This is a genomic window from Pseudomonas sp. HLT2-19-2, from assembly GCF_054898005.1.
Window position 1 is genome coordinate 3,150,243 of the sequence record NZ_CM142712.1, and the last position, 19,213, is coordinate 3,169,455.

At 58.5% G+C, this 19,213-nt stretch carries 10 protein-coding genes and 6 pseudogenes; 10 read left to right on the forward strand and 6 right to left on the reverse strand.

What is annotated here, in order from left to right; genetic code table 11:
* Positions 1–8: 8 nt before the first annotated feature.
* The 3 genes from ACYZTU_RS14725 to ACYZTU_RS14735 all read right to left on the reverse strand — a co-directional run bounded on the left by ACYZTU_RS14725 (position 9) and on the right by ACYZTU_RS14735 (position 4,106).
* Complete coding sequence (locus ACYZTU_RS14725; protein WP_461963781.1) at positions 9–2,477, reverse strand: TonB-dependent receptor; 2,469 nt, start codon at positions 2,475–2,477, stop codon at positions 9–11.
* A gap of 121 nt (positions 2,478–2,598) precedes the next feature.
* On the reverse strand, positions 2,599–3,588 hold the full coding sequence (locus ACYZTU_RS14730) for a FecR domain-containing protein (RefSeq protein ID WP_461963783.1): 990 nt from the start codon (positions 3,586–3,588) through the stop codon (positions 2,599–2,601).
* Between the two features lie 5 nt (positions 3,589–3,593).
* Entirely contained in the window at positions 3,594–4,106 is a 513-nt protein-coding gene (locus tag ACYZTU_RS14735; RefSeq protein WP_461963785.1) for a sigma-70 family RNA polymerase sigma factor, read from the reverse strand.
* A gap of 142 nt (positions 4,107–4,248) precedes the next feature.
* Here ACYZTU_RS14735 and ACYZTU_RS14740 point away from each other — a divergent pair.
* The 3 genes and pseudogenes from ACYZTU_RS14740 to ACYZTU_RS14750 form a co-directional block, all read left to right on the forward strand.
* Positions 4,249–4,362 (forward strand): annotated as a pseudogene (locus ACYZTU_RS14740) (ATP-binding protein); the annotation flags it as partial.
* A 149-nt stretch (positions 4,363–4,511) separates the two neighbouring features.
* Positions 4,512–4,908 (forward strand): annotated as a pseudogene (locus tag ACYZTU_RS14745) (transposase); the annotation flags it as partial.
* A gap of 473 nt (positions 4,909–5,381) precedes the next feature.
* Positions 5,382–6,374, forward strand: a complete 993-nt coding sequence (locus tag ACYZTU_RS14750; protein WP_461963787.1) for a TerC family protein — start codon at positions 5,382–5,384, stop codon at positions 6,372–6,374.
* Between the two features lie 39 nt (positions 6,375–6,413).
* On the opposite strand, the gene ACYZTU_RS14755 is transcribed toward ACYZTU_RS14750, so the two are convergent.
* Positions 6,414–7,966, reverse strand: a protein-coding gene (locus ACYZTU_RS14755) for an IS3 family transposase (RefSeq protein ID WP_461963788.1) whose coding sequence is annotated in 2 segments (ribosomal slippage) — positions 6,414–7,504 and positions 7,504–7,966 — 1,554 coding nt in all. Because the reading frame shifts where the segments join, the coding sequence is not laid out codon by codon here.
* Positions 7,967–8,057: 91 nt separating this feature from the next.
* Here ACYZTU_RS14755 and ACYZTU_RS14760 point away from each other — a divergent pair.
* Together ACYZTU_RS14760 and ACYZTU_RS14765 are read left to right on the forward strand one after the other, a co-directional pair.
* Positions 8,058–8,330 (forward strand): annotated as a pseudogene (locus tag ACYZTU_RS14760) (site-specific integrase); the annotation flags it as partial.
* 37 nt (positions 8,331–8,367) lie between these two features.
* Positions 8,368–8,496 (forward strand): annotated as a pseudogene (locus ACYZTU_RS14765) (class I SAM-dependent methyltransferase); the annotation flags it as partial.
* 54 nt (positions 8,497–8,550) lie between these two features.
* Here ACYZTU_RS14765 and ACYZTU_RS14770 read toward each other — a convergent pair.
* A complete protein-coding gene (locus tag ACYZTU_RS14770; RefSeq protein WP_461963790.1) occupies positions 8,551–9,075 on the reverse strand; it encodes a DUF3833 domain-containing protein in 525 nt (174 codons plus the stop codon).
* Between the two features lie 19 nt (positions 9,076–9,094).
* Positions 9,095–9,646, reverse strand: coding sequence for a chalcone isomerase family protein (locus tag ACYZTU_RS14775; RefSeq protein ID WP_461963792.1), 552 nt, complete (start codon positions 9,644–9,646; stop codon positions 9,095–9,097).
* Between the two features lie 360 nt (positions 9,647–10,006).
* On the opposite strand from ACYZTU_RS14775, the pseudogene folE reads away from it, so the two are divergent.
* The 5 genes and pseudogenes from folE (at position 10,007) to ACYZTU_RS14800 (ending at position 19,179) form a co-directional block, all read left to right on the forward strand.
* Positions 10,007–10,565 (forward strand): annotated as a pseudogene (folE, locus tag ACYZTU_RS14780) (GTP cyclohydrolase I FolE).
* A 40-nt stretch (positions 10,566–10,605) separates the two neighbouring features.
* Positions 10,606–11,318: pseudogene (locus ACYZTU_RS14785) on the forward strand (SDR family NAD(P)-dependent oxidoreductase).
* A 14-nt stretch (positions 11,319–11,332) separates the two neighbouring features.
* Entirely contained in the window at positions 11,333–11,638 is a 306-nt protein-coding gene (locus ACYZTU_RS14790) for a DUF6482 family protein (RefSeq protein WP_461963794.1), read from the forward strand.
* Positions 11,639–11,663: 25 nt separating this feature from the next.
* On the forward strand, positions 11,664–13,202 hold the full coding sequence (locus ACYZTU_RS14795) for a cryptochrome/photolyase family protein (protein ID WP_461963796.1): 1,539 nt from the start codon (positions 11,664–11,666) through the stop codon (positions 13,200–13,202).
* Between the two features lie 361 nt (positions 13,203–13,563).
* Complete coding sequence (locus tag ACYZTU_RS14800) at positions 13,564–19,179, forward strand: putative Ig domain-containing protein (RefSeq protein WP_461963798.1); 5,616 nt, start codon at positions 13,564–13,566, stop codon at positions 19,177–19,179.
* Positions 19,180–19,213 lie beyond the last annotated feature (34 nt).

Sequence of the window (19,213 nt, forward strand, 5' to 3'; positions counted from 1 at the left end):
CGCCTCACTCAATAAAGGTAGCTGGTGGTGAACTGCAGCGAACGGGGTTCGCCTGGCAGGATGCCGAGGTCGTTGGTGGCCGACTCGTAATAGGTTTTGTTGCTGAGGTTGCGTGCGTTCAAGGCGAACGCCCACGGCCGGTATTCATAGAACAGGCCTGCATCTAGCACGGTGTAGGCCGGCAAGGTGATCGCGTTGGTGGTCGAGGCGTAGGAGTCGGCCTGGTGCCTTACGCCTATCCCGGCGCGCCAGCCGTTGTCTAGCTCCTTGACCCCCCACAGCGAGGCGCTGAGTCGTGGCGCATGGGCCGCACGCTTGCCTTCCAGCGGCGTTGCCGGCTGAGTCGGGGTAATCGCCGGTGCCATGGTGTTGTTGGATTTGGTCACCTGCGCATCCAGGTAGGTAATGCCGCCTTGCAGGCTCACACCGTAGCCGAGACCGCCCAAGGCGGAAAGCTCGACGCCTTCGGCGGTGATTTCACCTACGTAGAGGGATGGACCGCTGGGGTCACTGGGGTCCCGCGTGGGCACATTTTCCTTGATGATCTGGAACAGGCTGACGCCCAACTCAAGTGCGCCGTCGTTGAGGCTGAACTTGCTGCCCACTTCATAGCTAGTGGTAATCTCCGCTGGCTGGATGGCATTACCGGGATCGATCACCCCGGTGGCGCTACCAGGCTGATAGGAGCGAGAAGCAGAGACGTAGTAAGACGACCAGCCGTTTGGTTGATACACAATACCGGCGCGCGGGCTGCGGTAGTCATCCTTTCGCCCGTAATCACTGCCGATGCGGTTGGCGAAGTCGCGGTCAAGCTTGTCTTCACGCACGCCGAGCAGCATCACCCAGTGCTCGTTGAAGCGCATCAGGTTCTGGATGTAGTAACCGGCGGTATGGGTGTCATAGATGCCATCGCGGCGCACCGAAGAGGCGCTGTAGGGCACGGTCTTGAGTACCGGGTTGTACACGGCGAGATTGTAGGCAGCCGGCAGGTCACCGCCGCGCGACAGCATGTCGCGCTGTTCGATGGCATATTCGGCACCCACCATCAGCTCATGTTCAATGCCGAGCCAGTGCAAATGCTTGGTCAGCTCCAGTTTGTTGGCCAGATCGGTCTGTTCGCTGTCGAAGTTGCTGCGGGAAAGACGCAGGGTTGGCGTGGGTGTGTTGAGCAGCAGCCGATTGATGGTGGTCTGATTCCGTTCAAGATCCAGGGTGCGATAGCTCAACGTATTGCGCAGTTGCAGGGTGTCGCTTAGCGCAACCTTAAGATCAGCCTGGAATGAGATGTCCTCGCTGGTGCCGCTGTCGTTGTTCCCAGGATCCATGGAGCCGTAGTAGGTGGAGCGTGAAACATCGGCCGGTTTGCCGTTGATGCCGGGAATGCCGGCATCGAACACACGCTTATCGGCGAGGTGCTGCGCACGCAGGTCCAGGGAAACGTCCTCGTTGAACTTCAGGGTCGAGGCCAGAGCCAAGCCATTCTTCTTGTACCAGACATCATCACGGTTCGAGTTGCCTTCGTCGGCCATGGCATTCATGCGCAGCTGCACGGCATCGTGCAGCGGCTGGTTGACGTCGAGGGTCACGCGACGGGCATCGTTAGAGCCCAGGCTGGCGGCGATGTCGGCCTGCGCCTGCTGGTGAGGGCGCTTGCTGACCAGGTTGATCAGGCCACCGGCGGACCCTCGGCCGTACAACACTCCACTCGGCCCTTTGACCACTTCGATCTGTTCGAGGTTGAAGGTGTCGCGAAATGTACTCCCGCCATCGCGCATGCCGTCCACATAGGTATCGGAAATGGCCGAAAAGCCGCGAATGACGAACTGCTCACGAATACCCTCGCCGGTGCTACTGGTGACGCCGGGGGTATAGGCCAGTGCTTCCTTGACCGAGCGCGCGGCACGATCACGCAGCACGGCAGCAGGCACCGTATCCACCGTCTGCGGCACATCGAGCGAGTCCGCATCGGAGCGGGTTGCGCTGCTGACCGGCACGCTCGCCTGGTAGTCGCTGGCTTTGCCCGAGATGGTCATCGACGGCAGCTCCATGTGCGATGCTGAATCTGAATCTTCGACAAGACTTAGCCTGAGTACATAGCCACCGGCCTGCAACTGAACTCCTTGCAACCCTGTTCCACCCAGTAGTAACGAGAGCGCTTGTGGCGCGGTGTATTGGCCCCGGACGCCTTGGGTAACCTTGCCCTCGGTCTGTTTAGCGGTGAAGCTCAGCAGCAGGTCGGCGTGGCTTGACAAGTTGCGCAGTGCCGGGGCCAGAGGACCTGCAGGAATATCGAAATGCTGCTGGCGCGCTTGGCTCTGCACCAATGTGAGCTCCTCTGCCAGTGCTGCGCCAGGCATTTGGTAGAGCGCCATGCTGCTGGCTAGTGCCAGCAGCAAGTGGCCACTCGGTACGCCAGGGGATTTGCGCGAGGCTGGCAGATCCGGGCATGTGGATACTGGGCTGATTGGGCGGCACATGAAGGCTCCTGACACAAAATAATGAGGTTCTTGCTGTGTAGGTGCCCTGAGAATCGTAAACGGGCAGTGCGTCGGTAAATTATTTTCGCGCTCCTGTACTGCAGGGCTTTGGTAAGCGGTATCAACCGGCCTTCTCGATCAGTACCCAGTAGCGGCTGCGAGAACGTATCCGCACGGGCAGGACACTGGGCAATGTGGCGAGAATTCGGTCAGTGTCGTGCAACGGGAATACTCCGGATAACCGCAGCCCCGCCACCTTCGGGTCGCAGCGCAGCACCCCGGGCCTATAGCGATCGAGTTCGGCGATGAACGCTCCCAGCGTCAGTTCGTCGGCAATGATCTGGCCCTGAGTCCAAGCCAGCTCAACCTCGCTTAACGCTCTGAGCGAGTCAATGTGGGTCGGGCTGAAACCCGCCTGCTGGCCTGTCAGTAATACTTGGACGCGATCACTTCTAATTGGCTGGATCTGCACGGCACTTTCCTGCACCGCAACAGCCGTGTGGCCATTGCCTAGGCGCACGGTAAAGCGGGTGCCCAGCGCGCGGATGCGACCTTGCGCCGTTTCGACCTCGAACGGGCGTGGGTCGGCGGGCTGTACTCCTTGGGCTGCAGCGGTGATGACCAAAATTTCGCCGGCCCTCAGGCGCAGCCGGCGCGTGTTGCTGTCAAAATGTAGATCAATGGCCGTGGCGGTATTGAGGGTCAGCCGGGTGCCATCACTGAGCGTCAGCGTGCGCTGCTCGCCGGTGTTGGTGCGGTGATCGGCAAGTTGCTCATGCCAGATGCCGCTCCGGCTGGCCAACAGGCCGGAACCGGCCAGCAGGCTGCCCCAGAACAACGAGCGCAGCAGAGTACGACGGCTGTTGAGGTTCTCCTGGCGAGCGTAGGGCGACAGGATCTGGTAGGCGCTCTTGGGAGCCAAGGTTTTGAGTTGCCCGGTCATGGCCTCAATGTGGCACCAGGCGCGTTCATGTTCAGGGTTCGCCGCTCTCCATGCGCGCCAGGCAAGCTGATCATGCTCGGTACTTTCACCCGACATCAGCAGGGTCAGCCAATCCACCGCCTGGTCGGCAACGGCCTCGCTTATAGGGCGGCCATCATTCTGTTGCATAGCAGCTATCCGCCGGCAAGCGTGAACAGGTACTGCCTGTTCGCGCGCATCAGGTATTGCTTCACCGAACTGCTGGAGACGCCCAGGCGCTCGGCGATTTCGGCATAGCTGAGTTCTTCCAGATGGGCGAGCAGGAAGGCTTCTTTCACCTGTGCGGGCAGCCCATCGAGGGCGTAGTCGAGATGGCGCAAAGTTTCCAGAGCCTGCAGCTGTTCTTCGGGGGATGGGTAAACCGCTTCCGGCAAGCTGGCGAGCACCTCTAAGTAGGCGTCTTCCAAGCGTTGGCGGCGGTTTCGATGAGCAATCAGACGCCGCGCGATGGTCACCAGGAAGGGCCGCGGTTCGCGGATGTCGTTCACCTTGCCTGAATGAATGACGCTGACGAAGGTGTCTTGTGCCAGATCCGCTGCGGCAAAAGCGTCATTCAGCTTGCGCCGCAACCAGCCCTCAAGCCAGCCATGATGCAGGCGATAGAGCTTATTGAGGTTTTCGGACAAGTCAAAATCAGAGGCGGGCACGGCGAACTCCGGTCAGCCGGATGGCTTACTCAAACACATATGATAATAATTATTATTACCAAACTCAATACTGCATACTGGCTCAACCATGGCATCCCGAATTCCTGATTACGCGGCTCAATGGCTGGCCCATCGGTTTCCCCTGGGAGATGCGATCCTCGACCGGTTGGTGCACAACGCTTACCGCATCGAACTGAAGGGCGAATCGATGCGCAGGCGCGCGACGAAATTGACGGCAACACAGAATTCAGACTAACAATGCAAACCTGCGTCGCTGCGCTCCGACTGCCTGTCCAAGTGGATGTGGATCAGGTGTCCAAGTGAACGTGGAACGAGTGCCCAAATGATCGCGGGCTGAGTGTCCAAGTGTCGTGGAACCCGCAGATTTCATCGCAGGGATCGCCCATGAAGCGCTTTATCCAAGGTGAACATCGAGGCCAAGGCACCTACTTCCCGAGAGCCTCGACGACTACGTCAGCGATACCAACCCGGTGCGCGTAGTCGACGTCTTTGTCGATGAACTCGACCTGGTCAATCTGAGTTTTGAAGGTGCCATCCCAGCCGATACTGGCCGGCCTGCTTACCACCCCGCGGTCTTGTTGAAGATCTACATCTATGGTTATCTCAACCGCATCCAGTCGAGCCGACGTTTGGAGCGAGAAGCTCAACGCAACCTCGAGCTGATGTGGTTGACCGGGCGTTTGATGGCGGATTTCAAGACCATCGCCAACTTCCGAAAGACAACAGCAAGGCTATCCGAGGCGTCTGTCGCCAGTTCGTTGTGCTTTGTCAGCAGTTGGGTGCGAAATTGCACTCCACTTGACCACCCGTTTACATTCGGCCTGACCCGTCATTTGCATTCGTTCTGACCAACGATTGCATCGGATTTGACCAACACGCTTTGGCACCATGACCGGCAGATAACTACCCAAAGCTGACGGTGCCACAGGCAAAAATCGGCCCAAAGCGTTCATCTTGCGTATATAGGACATTCAGGCTCATTTCATCGCTAAGTTCGGCAACAAAAACCCAGGAAGCGTGTCAGGTTCTGCTAGAGATTCTCTGGATGCAGATATCATTTCTGCATATCGGCATATCGGTATTCCGACTTCCGCTGCGGGCTACCAACTTGAAATACCTTGCAACCCTTGCGTGATTGAGAAACCCCACGCGTCTCTCTAGATTTGAGCTCGCAATGCCGGGCCCCTCTGACAGCTAACCGCTGCCATGTCGGAGTTGCAGTTTTTATAACTTCGACACTTAGAGGAGGGGCTCATGACTGCCCTAGAACCGTTCTTCCTGGCCGAGTTTCTCGGCACCGCCATTTGGTTGTGGCTAGTCTTTATAAGCATCGTGATGGGCCTGTTGGTCTTCGACCTCGGGGTGCTACACCGTGAGCAGCGAGAAATCGGCGTTAGTGAAAGTCTGCTGCTGTCTGCTGGCTATATCACGGCTGGCTTGCTGTTCGGCCTCTGGGTCTGGCAGGTCAAGGGCGGTGACGCCGGGATGGACTTCTACACCGGCTTTCTGATCGAGAAATCGTTGTCGATGGACAACGTGTTCCTGATGGCGATGATCTTCAGCTTCCTCTCAATCCCGCGTAAGTATCAGCACGAGGTGCTGTTCTGGGGTATTCTCGGTGTAATCGTGCTGCGCGCGATCATGATTGGCCTGGGGGCGGCGCTAATCGCCGAGTTCAGCTGGATTCTGTATGTTTTCGGCATCTTCCTGCTGTTGACCGGGGTGAAGATGCTGTTCAGCAAGGTCGATGCCCACCCGAACCTTAGAGAAAACCTGCTGGTGAAGTTCCTGCGCAAACACATGCGGGTGACCGAGCGACTGCATGAAGGGCGCTTCTTTGTCCGCCAGACGGACGCCAGCGGCAAGTCCGTGGTCTGGGCGACGCCGTTGTTCTTGGCCTTGGTGCTGATCGAGTGTGCCGACCTGGTGTTCGCCGTGGACAGCGTGCCGGCGATCTTCGCCATCACCCAAGACCCCTTCATCGTCTACACCTCGAACATCTTCGCCATCCTTGGCCTGCGTGCGTTGTATTTCGCCCTGGCGGCGATGATTCACCGCTTCGCCTACCTCAAGTACGCGCTGGCACTGGTGCTGGTGTTTATCGGTGGCAAGATTTTCTTGGTCGGCATCATCGGCAAGATTCCGGCGATCATTTCCCTGAGCGTGACCCTGGGGCTGCTGCTGGGCGGTGTGCTGCTGTCGCTGTGGAAAACCCGCGACCAAGCCTCTGCTGGCTCGCAGGAGTAGGCGGCATTTTTCAAGGTAGTTGTCGCGTCAACCGTTCAACTATGCCGCTCTTTTCTCGTCCTGCTGCTCCCGATCCGGATTCAGCATCACCGCTCCTATCGGCTCCCAGTTCCGCGTCTGGCCTGACCAACGTTCCGGGCTTTTCTTGCGCGCTCGCTGGTACAGTTCATGTCGCCGCGCCAGGATCTGGTGGTCCAGCCCTCGATGCCGCTCCGTCGGTGTCACGAAGCGGATCCGGCTATGCCGGTGCTCGTTGTTGTACCAACGCATAAAATCCCTCACCCAAGCGCGTGCGGCGTCCAAGCTGGCAAAACCCTCCTGCGGCCATTGCGGGCAATATTTCAGCGTTCTAAACAGCGACTCCGAGTACGGATTGTCGTTGCTCACTCGCGGTCGGCCACGGGACGGCGTGATGCCCAGGTCGTACATCTTGCTCAACAGCGTCAGCGATTTCATCGGCGCACCATTGTCCGAGTGCAGCACCAGCGGCTCGCGTAAACACTGCTCGCCGATCACGCTGCGTTGCAGCAGCGCAGCGGCTTTTTCGCCGCTTTCTTCTTCGTAAACTTCCCAGCCCACGGCCTTGCGGCTGTAAATATCTTCGATCAAATACAGGTAGTAGTACTTGCCGCGTATCGGCGACGGCAAATACGTGATGTCCCACGACCACACCTGATTGGGCGCTTTGGCGACATGCGTCGTCGGTGCCGCATGCCGTCTGGGTCGCTGGCTACGGCCCCGATGATGTTGCTGACCGGCTGCACGCAGGATGCGATAAAACGTCGCTTCCGACGCCAGATAACGCCCCTCGTCAGCCAGCCTCGGCACGATCTGACTCGGCGGCAAATGGGCATACGCAGGGCTGTTACACAGGGTCACGATCGCTTGTCGTTCGATCTCGCTCAACGCATTACGCGGCGTGGGCCGCACGGTGGTTGTGCGGGCATCGGCTTGAACATCCTCACTCTGAGTCCATCGCTGCAAGGTTCTGAGCGACAGCCCCACCTCCTGGCACGCTCTGATTTTTCGAGCACCGGCCACGATGGCTTCGATCAACCAAGCCACCAACAACTGCCGTTCCGGCAAAGAGGTCAGGTGTCCTCGTTGTCGATCCCCCAGTAATCGTTGAGCTTTTTTCGCAGCACCAACAACGCGGCGGTCTCGGCCAGCGCCTTGTCTTTACGCAGCAGTTCGCGCTCTAGTTGCTGAATACGTTTCTTGTCCTTGCGAGATTGTTCGCGGTCGACCTTTTGTTGGTTCTGAACACTCTGCTGCCCCGTGATACAGGCTTGGCGCCAGGCGCTGACGTGTTCGGGGTACAGACCTTTTCGTCGGCAGTACTCACCCAGTTCGAGCTGCGACAGACCGGCGGTTTCAAGGACGACAGCGAACCGGGCTTCAGCAGACCAGTTCTCGGGGAGTGGCTTGTCTTCAGGCACGGCGCTTCCTTCAGAACTGACCTTCTTGCGCCAGTTGGACAAAGACATTTCGCTAACCCCTTCACGCCGGGAAACCTCGGCCATTGTCAGGTTCAGCGGGGGAAGCAGCATCTTGAGTAATGCGGCTTTGCGTTCAGGTGAATAGTACGGCACGACCAGTCTCTTTCCGCCCCCGATATGCTTTTTCAGGAAAATTCGGAGAGGCGACAACTATCCTGACACCGGGGGACAGTCGAGAAACAAAATGGCTGACGATGATCCAGCCCATGAGCGCACGCTGTTTATTGTGGCGAAGCTCTTTGCTATGTACCTCGTGTGTCTGATCTGGTCGGCCGTGACAACTGGCGGCCAACAATGGGAAATCTGCGGCGGAGATACAACGGGCAACTGGTGGTTCCACGTCGTCGGCAAAGGTAACAAAGCGGCCAAAATCAGTGTGAGAGACGAGTACATCGAGCGCTATTTGGTGCGGTATCGCCAATCGCTGCAGCTCTCGCCCCTGCCCTCACCATTCGATCGCTCCTTGCAATGTATGCAGGGTGAAGGATGGGAGGAACTTCGGCCTTCACTACGCACGTACTCTTCGCATGTGGCACGATAACCTGCGGCGCAGCCGGCACAACCTAGAAGCACTAGGCTACGACCAGACGTTCTATCGCCTCTGGGAATTCTACCTGTGCTTCGGTTGGTTCGCCTGCGTGTTTGGTATTGAATGGCCGGACACCATGTACGTTGACTCAAGGCTGCTTGCGGAAGAACAAGGTGATCTGGCCTACCTCCACCCCGAACTTGGTCATGAACGAGCGATTGATCATGGTGTTCTTGTCCATAAGGTACATCCAGTCGTCTAACTGTACCTGATACTCCGTGCCATCCACCGGTAGGCTCAGCACATATCTCCAGCGCAGTGCATTGCCTGCCACCTCACCAAGCGCCTCGCCCACCACGTCGCCAGCGGTTCCGCGCCATTGGCTAGAACCAACTGGAGTTAGCGTCCACACCCGTTTTTGCTTAGTGCCGTCGCTGTAAGTAAATGATTCGTCAAGGATCAGCCTACTACCTTCGGAGTGGCCGTTGATCTCAACGTGGAAACGCTTGGTCACCTCGCCTGAACGCTTTTGAAACATACCCCAGGCTTCGACCCGGCCCTCGAAGAATTCGCGCAACTCAAGCGTGGGCGTCTCCTGACTGTAGGTGTGCACATCCACCCGACTGCAACTTGCAAGGCCAATGCATAGCAGCAATATCCATATCTTCAACATGTGCATTTCCTCAACGGTCTCAGGGTTTAGCTGCACCCAACAATTGGGCGCGCAGCTCCGGGTTGCGTGTTCGGGGGTCAAGCCAGATGGAAAAAAAGGCTTTGGCGAACGCATCATCCCTCACCACATGCTGTAGGTTCTCGCCGACGTAAAAACGTGCGCCCTCTCCAGGCATATAGACTCCGGTGATGCGGTCACCGGCGCGCACGTCGACAAACGCCTGCTGCATCTCCCACTTCCAGCGGGCCATCAGCTCTGAATTCAGGGCGTTGGGTGAAAGGCGACGGATTTCCTTGATGCTGGCCTCAACCAGATCATCGCGACTAATAGCGCGACTGTAGGTCAGCTCTAGCGCAAAAGGCACATCCGCATCCAGCGGTTCACCTGCAATCAGGCGAGGGCTCCAGAATTGCGCGTTGTAGATAGAGAAACCGAACACGCGCATCTCCCCGCTACCCAACCGACGAGCATCGGGTAACGCCTCGCGCCAATCAGCAAATAGTTCTGCACTTGAGAGCATCAGAACAAGACAGATCAGGTGGCGGATTAAGCGGTCCGTCTGCATAGCCATGCAAAGACCTCGTTAAGACTCAATAGACGCCTTTAAAAGTTATACCAAATTATTATTTTGTACAGCTAATACCTCAAAACCGGACTCCCCTTAAAAACAGGCTCGCCAGAACCGCAGAGATGGAGCGCCATTGGCGCTTTCACAAGCAGGTTTTTGGCGAGCTGCAAAGAGCGTCGATCTTCCGGAGTGAGTGGCAGGAGTAGCCGACATTGTCAGTCTGTTTTTTTCAGCCTATCTTATACAAAACTTATACAGAAATTGCCGACACGTACAAGAAAGAGCTTTGGCCACTCACGCTCGTGACCTGCGTCAAACCTTGAGTGACAAGCACGCCCCTGTTGCATGGCTGAGAACATCAAAGTGAACCCATGGCTAGCTGAGCATTACCGTGAAATTCTCGTCGGCGTAGGCGAGAACCCTGAGCGCGAAGGACTGCTGGACACGCCCAAGCGCGCAGCTAAAGCGATGTGGTACCTATGCAATGGCTACACGATGGATCTCGAAAAAATGATCAACGGCGCCCTGTTCGACTCGCAAAACGATGAAATGGTCATCGTGCACGACATCGAACTGTATTCACTGTGCAAGCACCACATGTTGCCCTTCATTGGTAAGGCTCATGTGCCCTACCTTCACCGGACGAGTCTTGGGCCTGTCGAAGGTTGCGCGAGTGGTCGATATGTTCGCCCGACGCTTACAGATTCAGGAAAACCTGACGAAGCAGATTGCCGACGCCATCCAGCACATCACTGATGCCGCCGGCGTGGCGGTGGTCATTGAAGCAAAGCACATGTGCATGATGATGCGGGGCGTAGAGAAGCAAAATTCGGTGATGACCTCATCCGTGATGTTGGGCGCCTTTAACGAGTCATCCACGACGCGTCAGGAGTTCCTGAAACTGATCGGGTGTCGCCATTAACGCCCAGACGGCAATCGTGCTTTTTCTGTGGGAGAGGCAAATGAACAGTTCCTTCACGATGAATTCGCTTGGCGATAGAGCTACCGTGCCTTGGTGATCGGCGCCAGCGGAGGACTCGGCGCGGCTTTTTGTGAATGGCTAAATGCAGACCCACGCTGTGCGGGCGTTCGTGAACTGGCGCGCAAAAGTGTTCCAGGTCTGGATCTAGAAGAGCCCGATAGTATTGCCAGAGCCGCCCTCGAATTAGCGGCCGAAGCACCCTATCAGTTGATTGTGCATGCCGCTGGCATGCTCCATCGCAACGAAATCAAGCCTGAAAAAAGTTATTCCTCGATTGAAGCGGATGCGTTTCAGACTGTATTCCAGGTCAACACGCTCGGGCCTGCTCTTGTGTTGCGTCACTTCCTGCCCTTGCTTGATCCACGAGGCGCAATGGCGATGCTCTCCGCCAAGGTCGGCAGTATCGGCGATAACCGGCTGGGCGGATGGTATGCCTATCGCGCCTCCAAGGCAGCGTTGAACATGCTGATTAAAACGGCGGCAATCGAACTGGCGCGCACCCGTCCTCAGACCCGCCTGCTGAGCCTTCATCCGGGCACTGTTATTTCAGACCTGTCACAGCCCTTTCGGGGTGCCTCTGCTGCGAGGCCCGCAAGCCTTGCTGCCCGAGAATTGTTGTCACTGATTGACCGCTTAGCGCCTGCCGACAGCGGCAATTTCTTTGCTTACAACGGAGAACGCCTACCCTGGTAGGCAAGGAGTGCACATTGAATCTGCAAGCGTTGATCGAACAAGCCTCAAAGGGCGAAATCCGTGAGCTGGAGCTGCTGTCACTGGAGGGCGGGTTTTATCTAGCGCGAGTCAGGCTAGACCGCGACCAGTTCACCCTTCTGGACGATACAGCGATGCCTATGCACCTGCGCTCCATCAATCACCTGCGCGAATTATTGAAGCTCGTCCCGCCCTTTCCCTGCGTGCTTGTGCAGCAGTGCGTCCACGACGAGATGTGCGGCTCACGTGAAGGGCCCATCGAGTCGTTGCGCATTCCTTTCTCAGTGACTGCACCCTGGTGAGTTGCATTATTTCGGATACTGTCGAATGAATAAGATTTACCGGCTATGCCTCGTCTTGGGCGACCAGTTATCGTTTGACCTCGCCTCATTGCAGGACCTGGATGCTGAGCGCGATACGGTGTTGCTGGTCGAGGTGATGGAGGAAGCCAGCCATGTGCCCCATCATCCGCAAAAGATCGCGCTGATCTTCAGTGCCATGCGTCATTTCGCCCAGGCGTTGCAGCAGCGCGGCGTCCGCGTGCAGTACGTAACTCTTGATGATCCGCACAATACCGGTTCGGTGCCGGGCGAGTTGCAGCGCTGGGACGCGTTGCTGCGACCGGATGAGCTGCACCTGACCGAGTGCGGTGACTGGCGTCTAGAGCAGTCGATCAACGATTGTGGCTTAGCGTTGCAGTGGCATGCCGATACTCGATTCCTGTGCAGCCGCGCCGAATTTTCCGCCTGGGCCGAGGGCAAAAAACAGCTGCGCATGGAGTTTTTCTACCGTGAAATGCGCCGCAGGAGTGGACTGTTGCTCAACGGCGACGGCAGTCCGGTCGGAGGCGCCTGGAACTTTGATGCGGACAACCGCAAGGCGTTGCCAAAAGGCGTGAAAGCCCCCTACCCGGCGCGTTTTTCTGCGGACTCGATTACTCAGGAAGTGATTGCGCTAGTGCGGGAACGTTTCGCCAGCCACTACGGCTCCCTGGATACGTTCGACTATCCGGTGACCCACGCCGATGCCCTGGAGCTGTGGGAATATTTTCTGAATTTTGGCCTGGCGGGGTTCGGCGATTACCAGGATGCAATGGCCAGCGACGAACCCTTCCTGTTTCATGCCCGCATCAGCGCGGCGCTCAATATCGGTCTGCTCGATGTCCGTCAGCTGTGCAGCGATGTGGAATCTGCCTATTGGTCGGGCAGTATCGCGCTGAACGCCGCTGAGGGCTTTATCCGTCAACTGATCGGCTGGCGGGAATACGTCCGTGGTGTCTACTGGCTCAAAATGCCCGACTACGCCGACGGCAATGCGTTCGGGAACAGCAGGCCTCTGCCGGAGTTTTACTGGACCGGCAAAACGCAAATGAACTGTATGCGCCAGGCAATCGGTCAAAGCCTGGAACATGCATACGCTCATCACATCCAACGGCTGATGGTCACCGGAAACTTTGCCTTGCTCGCCGGCATCGCCCCGAGCCAGATTTGTGAGTGGTACCTGGCGATTTACATGGATGCTTTCGACTGGGTCGAGCTGCCCAATACGCTGGGTATGGTCATGCACGCCGATGGTGGTTACCTGGGTTCCAAGCCCTACTGCGCCAGCGGCCAATACATCAAGCGTATGTCGGATTACTGCCGTGGCTGTGCGTACAAGGTGACTGAAAGCACCACCGACAACGCCTGCCCTTTCAATGCGCTCTATTGGCATTTCCTAATGCGCCACAGCGATCTCCTGCGCAGGAATCAACGCATGGGCATGATTTACAAAAACCTCGACCGCATGCCCGAACCCAAGCAGCAAGCACTCTGGCAACGTGGCCAGATCCTGCTCGCCAAACTGGATGCCGCGGAGTCGCTATAAGTGAACCGCGATCGAGGAGGACCGACAGCCTAACGGGCCAAGTTTACGGACATACACGGCTGAGACTTTGGCTGATCAGGACAGCGGATGTGCGTCTGTAATGCGGGCTGATCGCCCTGAAGCAGCGCGATCAGAGGCCTAAAGCCTTCGTTCCACCCACAGGCCTCGCTTGCTATCTGCGCAAGCGTCAACAAAACGTTATTTTTTGATACATCCTACAACCATTGATCAGTAAGTCTGGTTCTTTGACACTTCACCGATATGCGGTCACAACTTTTGCGCTCCGGGGGGTCATAACACGGTGGTCGTCGATGGAATATTGGCGTCTAGCGAGGTTCTAGTCTGACACGGAGATAAGCTCATGATTTTCAATGTACAGAATTTTGGCGCCAAAGGAGATGGCATCACAGACGACACGGCGGCGATACAAAGTGCGATTGATGCAGCGGCCGCCGCAGGCGGAGGGCAGGTGTATATGCCGACCGGGACTTATATCGTTTCGGGAGGTGAGGAACCCTCCGACGGCTGCCTGATGCTCAAGAGCAACGTCTACCTGTACGGCGACGGCATGGGCGAGACCACCGTCAAGGTGGCTGACGGCTCCGACACCAAAATCACGGGTGTCATCCGCTCCGCCTATGGCGAGGAAACCCACGACTTCGGCGTCAGCAACCTCACCATCGACGGCAACCGTGACAACACCACGGGTAAGGTCGACGGTTGGTTCAACGGCTACATTCCCGGCGAAGAAGGCTACGACTCCAACGTCACCCTCGACAGCGTCGAGATCAAGGATTGCTCCGGGTACGGTTTCGACCCCCACGAGCAGACCGTCAACATGGTCATCAAGAACAGCGTGTCCCACGGCAATGGCCTGGACGGCTTTGTTGCTGACTTCCTCAGCGACAGCACCTTCGAAAACAACGTCGCCTACGACAATGACCGCCACGGTTTCAACGTCGTCACCAGCACCCACGACTTCACCCTCACCAACAACGTTGCCTACAACAATGGCGGCAATGGCATCGTGGTGCAGCGCGGCAGCGAGGACATCCCCTCCCCCAGTAACATCACCATCACCGGTGGCGAGGTGTACGGCAACGGCGCCGAAGGCGTGTTGATCAAACTGTCCAGCGACGTGACCGTCAGCGGCGTCGATATCCACGACAACGCCAGCGCCGGGATACGCGTCTACGGCAGCAACCACGTCGAAGTCATCGACAACACGCTCAACAACAACTCACTGGGCGGCGCTGTACCCGAGATCATTATCCAGTCCTACGACGACACCCTGGGCGTGTCCGGCAGGTACTTCAACGGCAGTGATAACCTCATCCAGGGCAATATCATCAGCGGCAGCGACCTGTCGACCTACGGTGTTGCAGAGCGTAATGAAGACGGCACCGATCGTAACGCCATCATCGGCAACACCATCAGTCACACCAGCAAAGGCGCCACGCTGGTCTATGGCGACGGCAGCTACGTCAGCGCCACGGTGCCGATGACCACCGTGCAGGGCACGGCTGGCAACGACACCCTGTTAGGCAGCGCCGCCAGCGAGATTTTCTACGGCGCAGCCGGCAACGACACCATCAATGGCGGGGCCGGTGGCGACATTCTGGTGGGTGGTGCAGGCATCGACAAACTCACCGGCGGCACGGGTGCCGATACGTTCCGTTTCATCGCCCAATCCGACAGTTACCGCAACGCAACCGCAAGCTTCGATGACACCCTTACCGACTTCGACGTCACCCAGGACAAGATCGACCTCGCCGGCCTCGGCTTCACCGGCCTGGGCAATGGCCGTGGCGGCACCTTGCAGGTCAGCTACAGCGCCAGCAACGACCGCACCTACATCAAAGACTACGATGCCGACGCCAGCGGCAATCGCTTCGAGTTGATTCTCTCGGGCAACCTGGTCAGCACCCTGACAGCCAGCAACTTCATTTTCAATCGGGTGGTCACCGGTACCAGCGGCAGCGACTCGCTGTTGGGTAGCGATTCGGCCGACACCCTACTCGGTCTGGCGGGCAACGACAGCCTCAGTGGCGGCACGGGCGACGACAAAATTGACGGCGGCGCCGGCATGGACACCCTCACCGGTGGCACCGGAGCGGACACTTTTGTGTTCTCCAACCGCCTGGACAGTTATCGCAACTACAACACCGGCGGCGCCAACCTTGCCGACCTGATCACCGACTTCGATATCACCGCCGACAAGATCGACCTCTCGGCCGTGGGTTTCACCGGCCTTGGGGACGGCAAAAACAACACCGTGTATCTGGTGCTCAACACTGCCGGCACCAAGACTTACATCAAAACCCTGACCGCCGACGCCAATGGCAACCGCTTCGAGGTAGCGCTGGACGGCAATTACCTCGACAAACTGACCAGCGCCAATTTCGTCTTTGCCACTTCGCCAACGGTCAACCATGCGCCGGTGGTGGCGACGGCGTTGCTTGATCAGAACGCCACTGAAAACACCCCGTTCAGCTACGTGGTGCCGGCCACCGGTTTTACCGATCCGGATAACGACAGCCTCAGTTACACCGCCAAAATGGCCGATGGAAGCGCCCTGCCCGGTTGGCTAACCTTCGACGCCGCCACCCGTACCTTCAGCGGCACGCCCAGCGACACGGCATCGGGCACTTACTCCATACAGGTCACCGTGTCTGATAGCAGCAATGCAACCGTCAGCGACAGCTTTACCCTGGCCGTACAGGACGTACCCGCAGCACCCACTGTGATCAATGGCACGCCGAACAATGACACGCTGACGGGCACCGCTGCCAACGAACAACTGTTCGGTGGCGCCGGTAACGACACCCTTAATGGCGGCGCCGGCAACGACATTCTGGTCGGCGGCACCGGCGCGGACAAACTCACCGGCGGCGCGGGTGCCGACGTATTCCGCTACACCTCAACACTCGACAGCTACCGCAACGGGTCCACCAGTACCGGTGACCAGATCCTCGATTTCGATGTGGCTGTCGACAAGATCGATGTCTCGGCAATCGGCTACACGGGCCTGGGTAATGGCCTGAATGGCACGCTGCAAGTGACCTACAGCGCTTCGAGCAACCGCACCTACCTCAAGGATCTCACCGTCGACGCCAATGGCAACCGCTTCGAAGTGTCGCTGGCGGGTAACCTGGTAAACAGCCTGACGGCGAGTCATTTTGTCTTCGCCGACCAGAACACCCCCAGCAATGTAGCGCCGGTGGTGGCCATCCCCCTCCTCGACCAGAACGCAACTGAAAGCACGCCGTTCAAATACACCGTGACCCACGACAGCTTCACCGACGCCAACCAGGATGTGCTGACCTACACCGCGACCCTAGCCGACGGCAGCGCCCTGCCCGCATGGCTGAGTTTCAACGCCACCAGCCTGACGTTCACCGGCACGCCGATCAGCACGGCGTCCGGCAATTACAACGTACTGGTCAAGGCCATTGATCCTTCAGGTGCGTCGGTCAGCGACAGCTTCGCCCTGGCGGTGGCCGATGCGCCCGCCAACACCATCACCGGCACCAACAACGCCGAAAGCCTTAACGGCACGGCAGGCGCAGACCTGATCCTCGGCCTCGGTGGCAACGACACCATCAAGGCCGGCACCGGCGCGGACATCGTCGACGGCGGCGCCGGACGCGATTCGCTGTACGGCGGCGACGGTGCCGACACCTTCCGCTACACCAACGTACTCGACAGCTACCGCGACTACGACACCGGCGGTGTCACGGCCACCGACACGATGTATGACTTCACCGTGGGCGTCGACAAGATCAATGTTTCGGGCCTTGGCTTTCTCGGCCTCGGCGATGGCAGCAATGGCACGTTGTACATGACCCTCAACGCGGCCGGCGACAAGACCTACATCAAATCCGCCGAGGCCGACGCCGATGGCAATCGCTTCGAAATCGCCCTAAACGGCAACTACCTCAACACCCTGACCGCCAGTGATTTCGTGTTCGGCGAGCGCGCCCAGCAAGACATCCTCTACCTACCCACACTCGGCCAATCCAATGCGCGCCTGTTACGCATGACGGAGGACGACGATCAGTCCGGCACCTCGATGCTGGTCAAAGACCTGGACCGCTACACCCCCTATGACGTACGCAGCCAGTTCACCGACGCCGATGGCAATGGCATCGACATCGCGGTGGGTGGCAGCACGGTCAATGGCCTGTCGACCCTGGACGCAGAGCAACTCAAGTTGTGCTGGTGGCTGACCGACACCAACCAACCCGGGCCTGCGCTGTTGCGTGCCGTGGCGTTGCTGCAGGACCAGCTCACCGAACTCAAATCCATCGATAACGTCACCATGGGCATCATCTGGAGCCAGGGCGAGGAAGCCGCCCAGGAGATCGCCCGCGCCACGGACAAACCCGCGGCAGCAGCGGCCTACAAGGCCGCGACCCTGAACGTGTTTGATTACCTGCATGCCCAGTTCGGCAACTTCAGCGTGTACATGATGGAAACCGGTCACTACGAGCAGGACGCGGCGCGTGCCCGTGGCTTCTCGGAAGATAAGATTGCCTCGATCGTCGAGGGTGTCGGTTACGTCCGCGCCACCCAAGAGGCCATCGCCGCCGAGCGCGCCGACGTCAAGCTGGCGGTGGACTACACGGACCTGCCCTTGCGCTACGAGGTCGATCCGCTGGTGTATCCCGACGACGTCTGGCACTTGCATGAGGAATCGGCGGAAATCGTCGGCCAGCGTTTGGCCGATTACATTGCCAGTGACCTTGGCTTCCAGGGCAACCCGAACGACAACAACAGCGTGCAGGCTATTTTCGACAACGCTCAGAACCAAGGCGGGATGATTTCCGGTACTGATCAAGCGGATACCCTGGTGGGCAGCTCGGGCAACGACACACTGGATGGTGACCTGGGCGCCGACACCATGACCGGTGGCGATGGCAACGACATCTACGTGGTCGATAACGCATTCGACAGTGTGGTGGAAACCAACACCTCGACCTCGCAGATCGATACCGTGAAGGCCTCGGTCAGCTGGACACTGGGCGCCAATCTCGAGAATCTGGTGCTCACCGGCGTGTCGGAGATCGATGGCACCGGCAATGAGCGGCGCAACTTCATCACCGGTAATGCCGCCGACAACGTGCTCGATGGTGCCGCAGGGGCCGACAGCATGAGCGGTGGCGAGGGTGACGACACCTACTATGTCGACGATGCCGACGACACCGCGATCGAGACCAACAGCAATGCGGTGCCCGGAGGGATCGACAGCGTGCACAGCAGCCTGGCGGCCTACACCCTCGGCAACAACGTCGAGAATTTGTATATCGATAGCGCTGGCGCTGCCAATGGCACGGGCAACGCGCAGGACAACACGTTGTTCGCCGGTGCCGGCAACAACGTGCTGGACGGACGCGATGGCAATGACACGGTGTCCTTCGAGCGTGCCTTGGCGGGGGTTAGCGTAAACCTCTCGACGTCCGCACAACAAAACACCGCGGGGTCGGGGCTCGACACCTTGAAACTCTTCGAAAACGTGACGGGGAGCGCCTACGCCGACAGCCTGTCGGGCAACAGCGCCGCAAATATCCTGAACGGTGGTGCCGGTAATGACACGCTGGTGGGTGGTTCGGGTGATGATCGACTGATTGGCGGTGCAGGCACGGACAACCTCACCGGTGGCACTGGCGCGGACACCTACGCGTTTGGTGCGCTGTCGGACATGGGCGTCGGGGCTTCACGCGATGTGATCAGCGGTTTCAAAACCGCCGAGGGTGATCATCTGGATTTCACCAGCCTGGACGCCAACCCGCTGACCGCCACCCTCGACGCCTTCATGTTCATCGGCAGCAACGCCTTCGACCCCACCAACGCCACCGGCCAAATACGCTTTGCCGATGGCATCCTCTACGGCAGCGTCAACGCCAACGCCACCCCCGAGTTCGAATTCCAAATGGTGGGCGTCAAGGAGCTGCAGGCCAGCGATTTCACAGCCTGACCTGATGTGGCGAGGGGATTTATCCCCTCGCCAC

Excerpts from the sequence above, each read along its gene's own strand:
- ACYZTU_RS14725 (WP_461963781.1), bottom strand. The coding sequence starts at position 2,477 with ATGTGCCGCCCAATCAGCCCAGTATCCACATGCCCGGATCTGCCAGCC.
- ACYZTU_RS14730 (WP_461963783.1), bottom strand. The coding sequence starts at position 3,588 with ATGCAACAGAATGATGGCCGCCCTATAAGCGAGGCCGTTGCCGACCAG.
- ACYZTU_RS14750 (WP_461963787.1), top strand. The coding sequence starts at position 5,382 with ATGACTGCCCTAGAACCGTTCTTCCTGGCCGAGTTTCTCGGCACCGCC.
- ACYZTU_RS14770 (WP_461963790.1), bottom strand. The coding sequence starts at position 9,075 with ATGTTGAAGATATGGATATTGCTGCTATGCATTGGCCTTGCAAGTTGC.
- ACYZTU_RS14775 (WP_461963792.1), bottom strand. The coding sequence starts at position 9,646 with ATGGCTATGCAGACGGACCGCTTAATCCGCCACCTGATCTGTCTTGTT.
- ACYZTU_RS14795 (WP_461963796.1), top strand. The coding sequence starts at position 11,664 with ATGAATAAGATTTACCGGCTATGCCTCGTCTTGGGCGACCAGTTATCG.
- ACYZTU_RS14800 (WP_461963798.1), top strand. The coding sequence starts at position 13,564 with ATGATTTTCAATGTACAGAATTTTGGCGCCAAAGGAGATGGCATCACA.